Source organism: Sphingobacterium paramultivorum (assembly GCF_014109745.1).
Taxonomy (GTDB): domain Bacteria; phylum Bacteroidota; class Bacteroidia; order Sphingobacteriales; family Sphingobacteriaceae; genus Sphingobacterium; species Sphingobacterium paramultivorum.
The window spans coordinates 4,382,243-4,395,200 of the sequence record NZ_CP058555.1 but is presented as its reverse complement, the minus strand read 5'-3'; the positions used below and the strand labels follow the sequence as shown (position 1 = coordinate 4,395,200).

The following is a 12,958-nucleotide window of genomic DNA, read 5'->3' as shown; positions in this document are numbered from 1 at the left end:
AATGTTTTTAATATTTCTTTTTCAACTATATTTCTTGCTAGAGAGAGAAGGACACACTAGAATTCGGTGACTTCGGCTTATCATTCCCATATCAAGTAGGGTAGAATTTAGCACCTTGTCAAGGGACAGGTTGCTAAGGCTTCATCGGGTCTATTCCCTCTGCCTTTCTCTATAAGCGACGCTAAGTTAGAACATTTCTTTTTGAAATGCAAATTTTTTATAAAAGTGCATCAATTTTTTATATTCTACTAAGGATAAAATTGTTTTGTTCTTTTCTTTTCATCCGTGATTTAGTGTATGCCATGTTTCAATACGTTGTGGCATAAAAAATGGGGAATGACTGTTTCTCATTCCCCATTCTTTTAGCTCACCAAAAGTTTGTAACCTTTTCCGTGCACATTGACAATTTCAACCTTACTATCTTCTTTTAGATATTTACGAAGTTTACTGAGAAATACATCCATACTTCTACCCGTAAAGTAGTTGTCATCATGCCATATTTTTAATAAAGCTTCTTCCCGGGTCAGCACATCATTTTTCTTTAAACAAAGCAAACGTAGTAGTTCCGCTTCTTTGGTGGATAGTTTTTGCATCTGTCCTTTGTAAGAAATTTGCTGACTTGTATAATCAAAGAAATAATCACCAATTTCAAATTTATCAGCAACCACTTCCTCTTCTTTGTCTCGAACACTGCGCTTCAGCAAAGCATTGATGCGGAGCAATAATTCCTCCACTCGAAAAGGCTTTGTGATATAATCATCTCCCCCTAATTCAAAGGCTTCGGTTTTATCTTCCATCATCCCCTTTGCTGTGGCAAAGATAATAGGAACAGTGTTGTTTGTTTTTCTGATTTCACGTCCAACTGTAAATCCGTCCTTTTTTGGCATCATGACATCGAAAATACAGAGGTCGTAGTTATTTTTTTTGAATTGAGAAATCGCTTCATCTCCATCCGTGCATAATGTGACGTCAAATTTTCCCTTTAATTCGAGATAGTCTTTTAAAAGATCCCCCAAATTAGGATCATCTTCTGCTAATAATATCTTTTGCATAATGATTATATTAATTTTCACCAATGTCCCTTGATGCTGATAAATCAGCTTTCCTCAACCTTTGAAATTTTTTAAAGAGGAAATATACAAAAAAGGAACGTTTTATTTTTTAATAGGCAAAATTACTTCAAAGGTCGTGCCCTTATCTTTTTCACTTTTAACTGTAATTTTTCCGTTCAGCCTTCTCAGGATGTCCTGTACATAACTTAAGCCAAGACCAAATCCTTTGACATTATGAACATTTCCAGTTGGAATACGGTAGAACTGGTCGAAAATCTTTTGCAGGTGATCCCGGCTCATCCCAATACCGTTGTCGGCAATAGTGACGACAATGGTATCGCCAACATTTTTTGAATTGATGTTGACATGTAAATCTCCTTTGCTGTACTTGATGGCATTATCCAATAAATTGTAAAATACATTCGAAAAATGTAACTCATCACCGATGACAATATCCTTTGTCGCTGCAAGATCTATACTGAATTTTCCGCCGATATTCTGCATGCGTAGCTGCATACTGTCCGTTACTGCAGAAACAAGATCATTGATGCTTACTTCTACCTGGTCGAGTTTTAGCGTTTCTTTTTCTAGTCTTGCCAAATCGAGTACACGTTCAATATGATTTCCGAGTCTAACATTTTCGTCGTAGATGATATTAGCCAATTTCTGAACGCGCTTGTGGTCGGCATTGATGTCTGGATCTTTAAGTGACTCACTAGCAATCATAATTGTTGCAACAGGTGTTTTAAACTCATGCGTCATGTTGTTGATGAAATCTGTTTTCATTTCCGAAACTTTCTTTTGTCTGAAGATGATAATCAGTGTATAAGCAAAACAACCCACCAACAAGAAAAGTAGTGCCAGCATAGGTAGTAACAGATAGCCCATATTATCTGCGATTATTGCCTTTTTATTGGGGAAATAGATTGTTAATTTCCCTGGCGCAGCACCGATATCACCTTTAAAAAGTGCGGTCGAGTATTTTGTTGTATTTGTTGGGTTATTTAAAGCGGCTTCGTTTAAAATATTATTCAGTAATATATTGTTTGTACTCCATATTTCAATATTAAAAGGAGCTTTAATGTCGCGTTGAGCCAACTCTTCTTTGATAAGTTCTTGGACGATGATAACATTCAATCGATCTTTTAACGGACGTTTAGCCAGCTCCATTCCAATAGCAACATCTTCGATGTAGTCTGCTTTTTTGCCCCCCAGCATGGCAACGGAATCGTATACATTAAAACCACTCCAAGCATTTTTTCTGTTGAGAATATCCAATCTTTTTTCCAAATCAGAAATTGTTTTTGCAAGTTTCGTGTTCTCTCTAGGTGGTAATGTGGCTACCCTGAATTTTGTCTGTTGATTGACCAGTGGGTCCATAAGGGGGATAACAAACCGTGTGCTATCGTCTTTTCCACTAATCTGATCATCTACCTTTGATGCATTTAACATGATAAAAGCCTGTACCAGATTATCGTCGGTAAGCTCATTTGAAACAGAAAATTTGATGAATTTCTGGTACTCCGGTCTTTTGATGTATGTTTCGTAAAAAGAATTCTTGATTTCAATTACATTTGGATACAATGCGCGTAATTGGTCTTCTTGCTCTTTAAAGTTTGAGAAAACAACATGCTGTTTGTTTTTTAATTCTTCAATTCTATACTGTATTTCGAGTTGCTCGGCCAAAAGACGTTGTTTGGCTTGTTCCTGCTTGGATTTTTCAATATTACGTTCCTGTTGAACTTTAGCAAAGTCGACCACTTCCCGTCGTTCAAGCTTTCCGGCAACAGCTGTAATCGCAGCATTGACGGACTCATCAAATAATTGGGATTTTTGACGATAGGAATCTCTCAGAAAATAGAATTGCATAGCCAATACCCCAATTAGAGCTAGAGACATCAGTCCAATGATTAATACAATGCTATTTTTCTTCATTAGAATTGGGTATTAAATAAATGTATTTTGAATATATAACAAAGTTTATAGCACTCAGTTTATTTACCATTTGCGTATCCATCCCTTATACCATGTGAGTGGCCATTTAAGGTCCGGTAGCTCATATTTTCTTAAATTGTTACAAATATAAAGATGCTAATGTGTTTTGATGCTGTTTTAACAATGTTTAACAGCAATCTGTTTAAATATAGGTGCTGTTGTTTGTAAATTAGTGAATAGAAATGAATTATGTGCTGAATTGGTCTATTTGATAAATTTAATCTACGCGGTCGAGTCTGGCTGCTGTAGAAGTGAATAAGCCGAGTATAACGTGTTCATTGGTGCAAATGAGTGCAGATACTCTTTAACAACTATATAGAGATGAAAAGTTATGTATTATTATTGGTATTATCTTCCATAGGGACCATTGCTTTGGGGCAGGTGAAGGTAAAGCCGCAGATTCCTTTAATGGAGGAAAAAGAATCAAAGATGCCTGTCCTAAAATTGGATTCTTCAGATGAAAAATATCATATGCCCATTAAGAAGCCAAATCGTGTGGATGGTTTAGCTCCGATGCCAGGAACAGAAAAAATGCCCAAAGGTGATGAGAAAGAAAACAATCTTCCGTTTAGGCGCTTGAATGATTCGTTAAAGGTGAAGGACTTTAAATTAAAAATCGACTCCTTGTATCCAAACAAGCAAAAAAAATAGCGTTCTATCTAGAACACTATTTTTTTTGCTTTAATCCTTATTGTCCATTATAGCTGGGAAACACGGATTGTATTTGTTTTACCTTTTTCGATTAACGGCGTCGAAGCTGTATTGATAATGATAGATCCAGGTTTAACGTAGTTATTTTTTACAATAAATTTGTTAACATCATGGATAGATCCATCCGTGCTTTCGAACTTGTCGTAGATAAATGTTTTTACTCCCCAAAGTAGGCTGAGTTGTTTCAGCAATTTTTGTGTTCCTGTGAAAACTAAGATATCTACATTTGGTCTATAACTTGTAATTTCAAACGCTGTTGCTCCAGATGATGTTAATACCGCAATTGCTGATGCATTTGTTTTTTGAGCAAGGTAAACTGAAGAAGCACAAATCGCGTCCGGAATAAGTGTTCCGTCGTGGATTTCACTAACTTTCTCATTATAATAAGGATAAGAAGTTTGTTCCACGTGGATAATGATTTTGCTCATTGTTTCGATAACGATTTCAGGGAATTCACCAACTGAAGTCTCGCCACTTAACATCACAGCATCCGCTCCATCCAATACGGAGTTGGCTACGTCATTTACTTCAGCACGTGTAGGACGTGGTGTAGTGATCATACTTTCCAACATCTGTGTCGCAATGATCACTGGTTTTGAAAGATCTCTACATTTCTGTACGATGATCTTTTGAAGTCCTGGTACCTCTTCCATTGGAAGCTCAACACCCAAGTCTCCACGAGCAACCATAACAGCATCTGTAGCTTCAATAATTGCATCAATATTTTCAATCGCTTCTGGTTTTTCAACTTTTGCGATTACACGTGCATGGCTTCCTTTTGCCTCAATGATTTTTTTACATTGAAAAATATCTTCTGCCGAACGGACGAAAGACATAGCGATCCAGTCTGCACCATGATCCAAGGCAAAATTCAAGTTGTCTAAATCTTCTTCGGTCAACGAAGGGATAGATACTTTGGTATTTGGTAAGTTAACGCCTTTACGTGAAGTAAGAACACCTCCGTGTACAACTTCACAGGCAACAGTGTCTTTATGATTGGTCTCTAAAACACGAAGTTGAAGTTTTCCGTCGTCAAGTAAAATGATTTCGTTGGCTTCAACATCGTTTGGAAAGTTTTCGTATGTAATGTAGATTCTGTTTTCGTCTCCGATAAGCTCGTGTGTCGTGATTTCAACTTTTGAACCATTCACGAGAACAGCGCCACCTTCTTTCATTTTTCCGATCCTAATTTTTGGACCTTGTAAATCGGCTAAGATGGCAACATTGAATCCTGTTTCATTATTTATTGCATTTATAGTTTCGATTACCTTAAGGTGATCTTCCTGGCTGCCATGAGAGAAATTCAACCGGCACACATCAACCCCTTTGGCAATCATGTTGGTCAAAACTTGTTTGTCTGCCGAGGCAGGGCCTAATGTTGCGACAATTTTAGTCCTTTTTTGAACTTTTTCCATCTGTTATTTTGTATTTTAAATGTTCTTCATTAATCACAACAAATAGCAAACTATATTGTTGTGTTCTGTCAAAACTAAATCGAATTAATTTAGATCTAAACTGGGGTGTATTTGCTACACTAACCTACAGTTTGCTAAAATATGAGATTTTCTTTAGATTTCAATATTTTTGGCGATATTTCTTTTGCAATGACGACTTCGGGTAATTTGCTGATCCTTTTGATAATATGTTCCACGTCATCCTCACAGATGTAGTTTTTTATAATGATAAAAAAATCAAAGTGGGGGTTTTCAGGAATTAAATAAGTTCCTTCGATGCTCTTATTGTTGATAAGAAAATATTCGGTATCGGCATCGGGGATAAGGTGATGAAAAGCAGTGAAGTGGTAGCTTATTTTTTTCTTTGTGTCAAAGATAATATGATATTCAAGTTCTTCTTCGGGTTTGTTTTTTTGTCGACCATCGTGGTCGTATTTGCTTTCTTTTCCTCTGGAAAAATTCAGATTAGTCTCCTTGTTGATGAAATGGCAGAGTCGGTAATCTTTCAAAGAACAGGTAATGGCGAGTAGGGTAAAATCCAACTCTTCGTCCATATCCATATCTAATCTTGCTACTAACTTATTGACCACTTTAATGCTTAAATATATGTTCCTCTGCTAACGAAGGTACTAATAATTTCAAGGTTGGAATATACTTTTTGTGTAAAATTTGAGTTAATTAGCTGAGCGTTTGGAATACAAAATATTTTTTGTTATACTTGAACTAAGTTAATATAGAGTGGGTTAGCTAGTATAAGACGCGAATAAGTTCGGTCGCCTAACGTGGTGACTTTCATCTAAATATCAATTTAGGTTTGAATTTTGATGAAATTTATTTTTCTTTGCACAGATTTATTAAACAATTAAACTATAAAATCATGTCAGATATCGCTTCAAGAGTAAAAGCAATTATCGTTGAAAAATTAGGTGTTGACGAAAACGAAGTAACACCAGAAGCTTCATTCACTAATGATTTAGGTGCTGATTCACTTGACACTGTTGAGTTGATCATGGAGTTTGAAAAAGAATTCAACGTTGCTATTCCTGATGATCAAGCAGAGACTATTGGTACTGTTGGTCAAGCAATCGCTTATTTAGAAAAAAACGTTAACTAACTAATTTAATTAGGCTAATCGTAATAAATGGAGCTTAAAAGAGTAGTAGTAACAGGATTAGGCGCCCTTACACCAATTGGAAATACCGTCTCAGCTTACTGGGAGGCGTTAATAAATGGTGTAAGCGGAGCTGCTCCTATTACGCATTTTGATGCGTCAAAATTCAAGACTCAGTTTGCATGTGAGGTAAAAGGGTTTGATCCGCATGAATTTATGGATCGTAAGGAAGCTCGTAAAGTCGATCCTTTTGTACAGTATGCAATTGCGTCAACAGATGAGGCAATTAAAGATGCTGGCTTAGATTTTGAAAAATTAGATACAAATCGTATCGGAGTAATTTGGGGTTCAGGAATTGGGGGTTTAACAACTTTCACTGAAGAAGTTGCAAATTTTGCAAAAGGAGATGGAACACCTCGTTTCAATCCTTTCTTCATTCCTAAGATGCTCGTTGATATTGCTCCAGGACATATTTCAATGCGTCATGGTCTTCGTGGTCCCAATTTTTCTGCCGTATCGGCTTGTGCCTCAGCTACCAATGCAATGATAGATGCTTTTAACTATATTCGTATGGGCAAAGCTGATGTGATTGTTACGGGTGGATCAGAAGCTACAGTCAATGAAGCTGGAATTGGTGGGTTCAATGCTATGCATGCTTTGTCAACCAGAAATGACGATCCTAAAACAGCCTCGCGTCCTTTTGATAAAGATAGAGATGGTTTTGTTTCGGGAGAGGGTTCAGGTGCCTTGATCTTAGAAAGTTTGGAGCATGCCTTAGCACGTGGAGCAAAAATCTATGCAGAGATTGCAGGGGGTGGAATGAGTGCTGATGCACATCATATCACAGCATCGCATCCTGAAGGATTGGGCGCAAAACTGGCTATGACAATGGCTGTAAATGATGCAGAGATGGATTTTTCAGATATTGATTATATCAATGTTCATGGGACTTCTACACCGGTCGGTGATATTAGTGAAACGAAGGCTATTGTTGACCTGTTTGGTGAACACGCCTATAAATTGAATATCAGTTCAACTAAATCAATGACAGGACACCTTTTGGGTGCTGCAGGGGCCATAGAAACTATCGCTTCTATATTGGCTGTTCAAAATGATATTGTCCCTCCGACAATCAATCACTTTACAGACGATCCGGAAATTGATAATAACTTGAATTTTACATTCAACAAAGCGCAAAAACGTACCGTTAATGCGGCGTTGAGCAACACATTCGGTTTCGGTGGGCATAATGCTACCGTTATTGTGAAAAAATATAAAGCTTAATGTTTGATCCTTCAAACATGGTTTGATAATATGAGCTAGCGACAGGTTCTTTAACTAGGACTTGTCGCCTTATTTTTAGAAGAGATGCCTTTTGCAAGGATATATAAATTATATTTTTCGCCAGATCGGGAATACGTTAGAAAACTAAAAAACCTGCTTGGATTTGTTCCCGGAAATGTACATCTGTACAAGATGGCGTTTAGACACAAGTCTGTCGCCGTTACAATTAAGGAGGGCGCAAAGAATAGCAACGAACGTTTAGAATTCTTGGGTGACGCTGTTTTGGGTTCGGTTGTGGCTGAGCTGTTATTTAAGAAGTATCCTTATAAAGATGAAGGGTTCCTTACTGAAATGCGCTCAAAAATTGTCAGTAGAGCAAACCTAAACCAGCTTTCCAGAAAGTTGGGGTTTAATGAGCTTATCCAGTTTGATGCGCGAATGATCAGTTTTCCGAATAAACAAGGATCCTTATTGGGAGATGCTTTTGAGGCATTGGTAGGGGCAGTCTATCTGGATAGGGGCTATGTTTTTACAAAGAGCTTTTTATTGAATCGAATTATTAAACCGCACGTCGATATTCATCTATTGGAACAGACGGAAACAAACTTTAAGAGTCGATTGATTGAATGGTGTCAACATACTGGCAAAGAGATCGTATTTCGGCAAACAGACAACCCAGAAGGGGAGTCTTCTAAAATGTTTAGTATTGAAGCGGTCGTTGATGGCGTTGTTTGTGGGCTTGGCCGTGATTTTAATAAGAAATCTGCGGAGAAATCTGCTGCCGAAAAAGCCTGTGAATTCCTTAAAATTCTGGAAGTAGAATAAAGGATTTTATTAACTTTGCCAAATATGGCAGTAGTAAAACCTTCTTTGGCAAAAGGAACGCGTGATTTTTCACCTTCCGAAATGATCAAACGTAACTATATTTTCGATACACTGAAAACGGTATTCAGAAAATATGGCTATAATGAAATACAGACCCCTTCATTTGAAAATTTGACAACTCTTACCGGTAAATACGGTGACGAGGGTGATAAATTGATCTTTAAGATTCTTAATTCGGGTGATTATTTGGCGAAAGCGCCAGATAACCTGCTTCATGATAAAAATTCCAATAAGCTCATTCCTCATATATCAGAGAAAGCACTACGATATGATCTTACGGTGCCGTTTGCACGCTATGTTGTGATGCACCAAAATGATATTACTTTACCATTTAAGCGTTTTCAGGTACAACCTGTGTGGCGTGCAGATCGTCCGCAGCGCGGAAGATACCGTGAGTTTTATCAATGTGATGTCGACGTGGTCGGGTCAGAAAGTCTATTGAATGAAGCTGAGTTTATTTTGATTTATCAAGAAGCCTTCGAACGTTTTGGACTGAAAGATTTTAATATCAAAATCAACAACCGGAAAATTCTTTCAGGTATTGCTGAAATCATCGGAAAACCGGAACTGATTGTGGATATGACCGTCGCGATCGATAAATTGGATAAAATCGGGTTGGAAGGTGTCAACAAAGAGCTGTTGGAAAGAGGTTTTACAGAAGCAGATCTTGCTATTTTGAAACCTATAATTTTATTGGAAGGCTCGAATGATGAGAAACTGTTTTCCTTAAAAACGATTTTAGCAACTTCTGCTGTCGGTTTAAATGGTATTGCTGAGATTGAAGAAGTGTTTGACTATGTCAGCAAATTAGGTGCTGAAGAAAAGTTGCTTAATCAAATCATAGATCTGGATATTACATTGGCTCGAGGTCTTAATTATTATACAGGTTGTATCTTTGAGGTCAAGACGAATGAGGTTGCCATGGGAAGTATAGGTGGCGGTGGTCGTTACGATGATCTCACAGGTATGTTTGGGCTGAAGGGGCTGACAGGAGTCGGTGTTTCCTTTGGTGCGGATCGCATCTATGATGTGTTGGAAGAGCTGGAGTTATTTCCTATCGGTAAGGCCGATTCTACCAAGCTCCTGATTATAAATTTTGATAAGCAACTGGAAAGTTATACCCTGAATTTACTCAATAAGCTTCGGAAGGAAAATATCGCTTCGGAACTCTATGCTTCTCCTGTAAAATTGAAAAAACAAATGGGTTATGCGGATGGGAAAGGAATTCCCTACGTATTATTAGTGGGTGACGAAGAGGCTACTTCAGGGCAATTGTCTTTAAAGGACATGGAAATCGGGGAACAGATAAAGGTAACTGAAAGTGAGCTGATACAAAAACTTCGATAGCAAACAGTTTGCATAAAATAGATTAAGCCAAATGATTATTAAGTCCTTTGGCTTTTTTATTTTCATAAGTTTTTGATTTATTTGATTGTGCCGTTCATTTATTTGCAATCAAATGCTATATACTTTAAATCAAATGTCTTAGAAGTGTCTTAAAGTATAAATAAAATTGATTTTTGGGCAAGGAAATTCGTCCAAAATTATTAGATTTGTAGTCTAGAATAGTAAGAAAATCAAAACTTTGAAATGAGTTCAACACCTATAACAAAAGAGACATATTTGGAGTGGTATAAGTCTATGTTACTTATGCGTAAGTTTGAAGAAAAAGCAGGTCAACTTTACGGACAGCAAAAGATTCGTGGTTTCTGTCACTTGTACATAGGACAAGAGGCTGTAGTCGCTGGAACGATGTCAGTAATCAAACCTGAAGATTCTTTAATCACTGCTTATCGTGATCACGCCCACGCTTTGGCTAAAGGCGTTTCCGCAAATGCTTGTATGGCTGAATTATATGGAAAGATCACTGGTTGTTCAAAAGGTAAGGGAGGTTCTATGCACTTCTTCTCCAAAGAACACAAATTCATGGGTGGCCATGGTATTGTTGGTGGTCAGATTCCTTTAGGTGCTGGTATTGCATTTGCTGAAAAATATCTTGGTACAGATAATGTAAATATCTGTTATATGGGTGATGGAGCTGTGCGTCAAGGTGCATTCAATGAGACATTGAACATGGCGATGTTGTGGAAACTTCCGGTTATCTTCGTGTGTGAAAACAACGGTTATGCAATGGGTACTTCTGTACAACGTACAACGAACATGCAGGATATTTACAAAATGGGCTTAGGTTTCGATATGCCTTCTGCTCCGGTTGATGGAATGGATGTTGTTGCTGTACATAATGCGATGGACGAAGCTGTTCAACGTGCTCGTGCAGGAGAAGGTCCAACATTCCTAGAAATTCGTACATACCGTTACAAAGGACACTCGATGTCTGATCCAGCTAAATATCGTACGAAAGAAGAACTAGAAGCGTATAAAGACCGTGACCCATTGTTGTCGACTAAACATGCTATTTTAGAAAACAACTATGCAGATGACGCTTGGTTTGCAGAAGTTGAGGCTGATGTGAAAAAGGTCGTTGAGGAGTCTGTGAAATTTGCAGAGGAATCTCCTTATCCAACTGCAGATGAATTGTACAAAGATGTATATGTACAACAAGACTATCCATTTATTTTAGATTAATACTCTTTAACTTGATAATATAATAAAGAATGGCTGAAGTAGTAAGAATGCCGAAAATGAGCGATACAATGACCGAAGGGGTCATCGCGAAATGGCACAAAAAAGTTGGTGATAAAGTAAATTCTGGTGATTTAGTAGCTGAGATTGAAACAGATAAAGCTACGATGGACTTTGAGTCTTACCAAGAAGGAACTCTTTTATATATTGGTCCCAAAGAAGGCGAAGCAGTAGCTATTGATGCTGTTATTGCTGTTTTAGGAGAGCCGGGTGAAGATTTTCAAGCATTGTTGAGTGGTGATGCACCTGCTGCTGAAAAAGCACCAGAAAAAACTGAAGAAAAAAAAGCAGAAGAAGTTTCTGGATCAGAATCTTCGGCTAGTACTGTAACTCCTGAAGAATTGGGATGTACAGTTATTACAATGCCTTTGTTAAGTGATACCATGAAAGAGGGCGTCATTGCGCAATGGAACTTCAAAGTTGGTGATACGATTAAATCTGACGATGCTATTGCTGATGTAGAAACTGATAAAGCGACTATGGAAGTTACAGCTTATGCTGATGGTACCTTGTTATATGTTGGTCTTGAAGCTGGACAAGCTGCAAAGGTTAACGATATCATCGCGATCGTTGGTCCTGCTGGAACTGATATCACACCTTTGTTAAATCAAAAATCTGCACCTGCAAAGGCGGAAAGTGCTGAAGCTCCTAAAGCTGATTCAGCTGCTGCTGTAACTGCTGCACCGGTAGCATCGTCTTCAAGCGATGATTCTCGTGTGAAAGCTTCTCCTTTAGCACGTAAAATTGCACAAGAAAAAGGGATCAACTTAGGTGATATCAAAGGTTCTGCAGATGGTGGCCGTATTGTGAAGAAAGACGTTGAATCATTTGTTCCTGTTGCTGCACAACCTGCGGAGACAAAAGCTGCTCCTGCAACCGAAGCAAAAGCAATTACTTTGCCTACATTTGTTGGTGAAGAGCGTTATACTGAAAAACCAGTTAACCAAATGCGTAAAACTATTGCGCGTCGTCTAGCAGAGTCATTGTTTACAGCTCCACACTTTTATTTGACTGTATCTATTGACATGGACAATGCAATGGCTGCTCGTGCACAGATCAATGAGATTGCTCCAGTAAAAGTTTCTTTCAATGATATCGTTGTAAAAGCTGTTGCTGTTGCCTTGAAAAAACATCCTGCTGTAAACTCTTCATGGCAAGGCGATAAAATCCGTTTCAACGAGCATACCAACATTGGTGTTGCAATGGCTGTTGAAGATGGTTTATTAGTTCCTGTTGTGCGTTTTGCAGATGGTAAATCATTGTCACATATCTCTGCAGAGGTGAAAGACTTCGCCCAAAAGGCGAAAGCTAAAAAATTACAGCCTGCGGATTGGGAAGGATCTACATTTACAGTTTCCAACTTAGGTATGTTTGGAATTGACGAATTTACATCCATTATCAACTCACCAGATGGAGCTATTCTTTCTGTTGGTGCTATTCAAGCAGTTCCTGTTGTTAAAAACGGTGCTGTAGTTTCTGGTAATGTAATGAAAGTGACTTTGGGTTGTGATCACCGCGTGGTTGATGGTGCAACTGGAGCTGCATTTTTGCAAACATTAAAATCTTTGGTTGAAAATCCAGTAAGATTATTAGCATAATCCTTTAATAGAGGAATTAAAAGCCACTTTAGTAATAAAGTGGCTTTTTTTATGGCCTTAATTGATTAAGCTCATTCCACGGGAAAGCTTTTTTTACCGATAGTTTCTATCGTTATCTGTTTGGTTGAAGTAAGTACACGTTGTCCAACGCTATAGTAAAGGAGAGTCTGTGCGTAAAAAAGGTAACATATACGATGAATAACAATTATTGTGGGGAAAAATTCG

General features: G+C 37.9%; 11 protein-coding genes and 1 riboswitch. Of the genes, 7 read left to right on the top strand and 4 right to left on the bottom strand.

The window, feature by feature from the left end; all coding sequences use genetic code 11:
• Positions 1–74 precede the first annotated feature (74 nt).
• Positions 75–178, bottom strand: a riboswitch (SAM riboswitch).
• 184 nt (positions 179–362) lie between these two features.
• A complete protein-coding gene (locus HS960_RS18460) occupies positions 363–1,052 on the bottom strand; it encodes a response regulator transcription factor (protein WP_172840643.1) in 690 nt (229 codons plus the stop codon).
• Positions 1,053–1,154: 102 nt separating this feature from the next.
• Entirely contained in the window at positions 1,155–2,987 is a 1,833-nt protein-coding gene (locus tag HS960_RS18455) for a sensor histidine kinase (RefSeq protein ID WP_153844916.1), read from the bottom strand.
• 381 nt (positions 2,988–3,368) lie between these two features.
• Here HS960_RS18455 and HS960_RS18450 point away from each other — a divergent pair, with 381 nt between their 5' ends.
• The gene (locus HS960_RS18450) at positions 3,369–3,698 is read left to right on the top strand and encodes a hypothetical protein (protein WP_153844917.1); all 330 of its coding nucleotides are present in this window, start codon (positions 3,369–3,371) and stop codon (positions 3,696–3,698) included.
• 47 nt (positions 3,699–3,745) lie between these two features.
• On the opposite strand, the gene pyk is transcribed toward HS960_RS18450, so the two are convergent.
• Positions 3,746–5,173 carry a pyruvate kinase gene (gene pyk, locus HS960_RS18445; protein WP_153844918.1) on the bottom strand — a complete coding sequence of 476 codons (1,428 nt, stop codon included), beginning with the start codon at positions 5,171–5,173 and terminating at the stop codon, positions 3,746–3,748.
• Between the two features lie 134 nt (positions 5,174–5,307).
• Complete coding sequence (locus tag HS960_RS18440; protein ID WP_227550100.1) at positions 5,308–5,802, bottom strand: IPExxxVDY family protein; 495 nt, start codon at positions 5,800–5,802, stop codon at positions 5,308–5,310.
• A gap of 287 nt (positions 5,803–6,089) precedes the next feature.
• On the opposite strand from HS960_RS18440, the gene HS960_RS18435 reads away from it, so the two are divergent.
• The 6 genes from HS960_RS18435 to HS960_RS18410 all read left to right on the top strand — a co-directional run bounded on the left by HS960_RS18435 (position 6,090) and on the right by HS960_RS18410 (position 12,733).
• The gene (locus tag HS960_RS18435; protein WP_028070665.1) at positions 6,090–6,326 is read left to right on the top strand and encodes an acyl carrier protein; all 237 of its coding nucleotides are present in this window, start codon (positions 6,090–6,092) and stop codon (positions 6,324–6,326) included.
• Between the two features lie 27 nt (positions 6,327–6,353).
• On the top strand, positions 6,354–7,607 hold the full coding sequence (fabF, locus tag HS960_RS18430; protein WP_120333106.1) for a beta-ketoacyl-ACP synthase II: 1,254 nt from the start codon (positions 6,354–6,356) through the stop codon (positions 7,605–7,607).
• 84 nt (positions 7,608–7,691) lie between these two features.
• Positions 7,692–8,432, top strand: coding sequence for a ribonuclease III (rnc, locus tag HS960_RS18425; RefSeq protein WP_075990857.1), 741 nt, complete (start codon positions 7,692–7,694; stop codon positions 8,430–8,432).
• Positions 8,433–8,456: 24 nt separating this feature from the next.
• Entirely contained in the window at positions 8,457–9,839 is a 1,383-nt protein-coding gene (gene hisS, locus HS960_RS18420) for a histidine--tRNA ligase (protein ID WP_182330318.1), read from the top strand.
• A gap of 243 nt (positions 9,840–10,082) precedes the next feature.
• Complete coding sequence (gene pdhA, locus HS960_RS18415; RefSeq protein WP_046674850.1) at positions 10,083–11,078, top strand: pyruvate dehydrogenase (acetyl-transferring) E1 component subunit alpha; 996 nt, start codon at positions 10,083–10,085, stop codon at positions 11,076–11,078.
• Between the two features lie 29 nt (positions 11,079–11,107).
• Complete coding sequence (locus tag HS960_RS18410) at positions 11,108–12,733, top strand: pyruvate dehydrogenase complex dihydrolipoamide acetyltransferase (RefSeq protein WP_182330316.1); 1,626 nt, start codon at positions 11,108–11,110, stop codon at positions 12,731–12,733.
• The last annotated feature ends 225 nt before the right edge of the window (positions 12,734–12,958 follow it).

What these genes read in the sequence shown, in the direction of transcription:
- HS960_RS18460 (WP_172840643.1), bottom strand. Translation starts at nt 1,052, where the DNA reads ATGCAAAAGATATTATTAGCAGAAGATGATCCTAATTTGGGGGATCTT.
- HS960_RS18455 (WP_153844916.1), bottom strand. Translation starts at nt 2,987, where the DNA reads ATGAAGAAAAATAGCATTGTATTAATCATTGGACTGATGTCTCTAGCT.
- HS960_RS18450 (WP_153844917.1), top strand. Translation starts at nt 3,369, where the DNA reads ATGAAAAGTTATGTATTATTATTGGTATTATCTTCCATAGGGACCATT.
- pyk (WP_153844918.1), bottom strand. Translation starts at nt 5,173, where the DNA reads ATGGAAAAAGTTCAAAAAAGGACTAAAATTGTCGCAACATTAGGCCCT.
- HS960_RS18435 (WP_028070665.1), top strand. Translation starts at nt 6,090, where the DNA reads ATGTCAGATATCGCTTCAAGAGTAAAAGCAATTATCGTTGAAAAATTA.
- fabF (WP_120333106.1), top strand. Translation starts at nt 6,354, where the DNA reads ATGGAGCTTAAAAGAGTAGTAGTAACAGGATTAGGCGCCCTTACACCA.
- rnc (WP_075990857.1), top strand. Translation starts at nt 7,692, where the DNA reads ATGCCTTTTGCAAGGATATATAAATTATATTTTTCGCCAGATCGGGAA.
- hisS (WP_182330318.1), top strand. Translation starts at nt 8,457, where the DNA reads ATGGCAGTAGTAAAACCTTCTTTGGCAAAAGGAACGCGTGATTTTTCA.
- pdhA (WP_046674850.1), top strand. Translation starts at nt 10,083, where the DNA reads ATGAGTTCAACACCTATAACAAAAGAGACATATTTGGAGTGGTATAAG.
- HS960_RS18410 (WP_182330316.1), top strand. Translation starts at nt 11,108, where the DNA reads ATGGCTGAAGTAGTAAGAATGCCGAAAATGAGCGATACAATGACCGAA.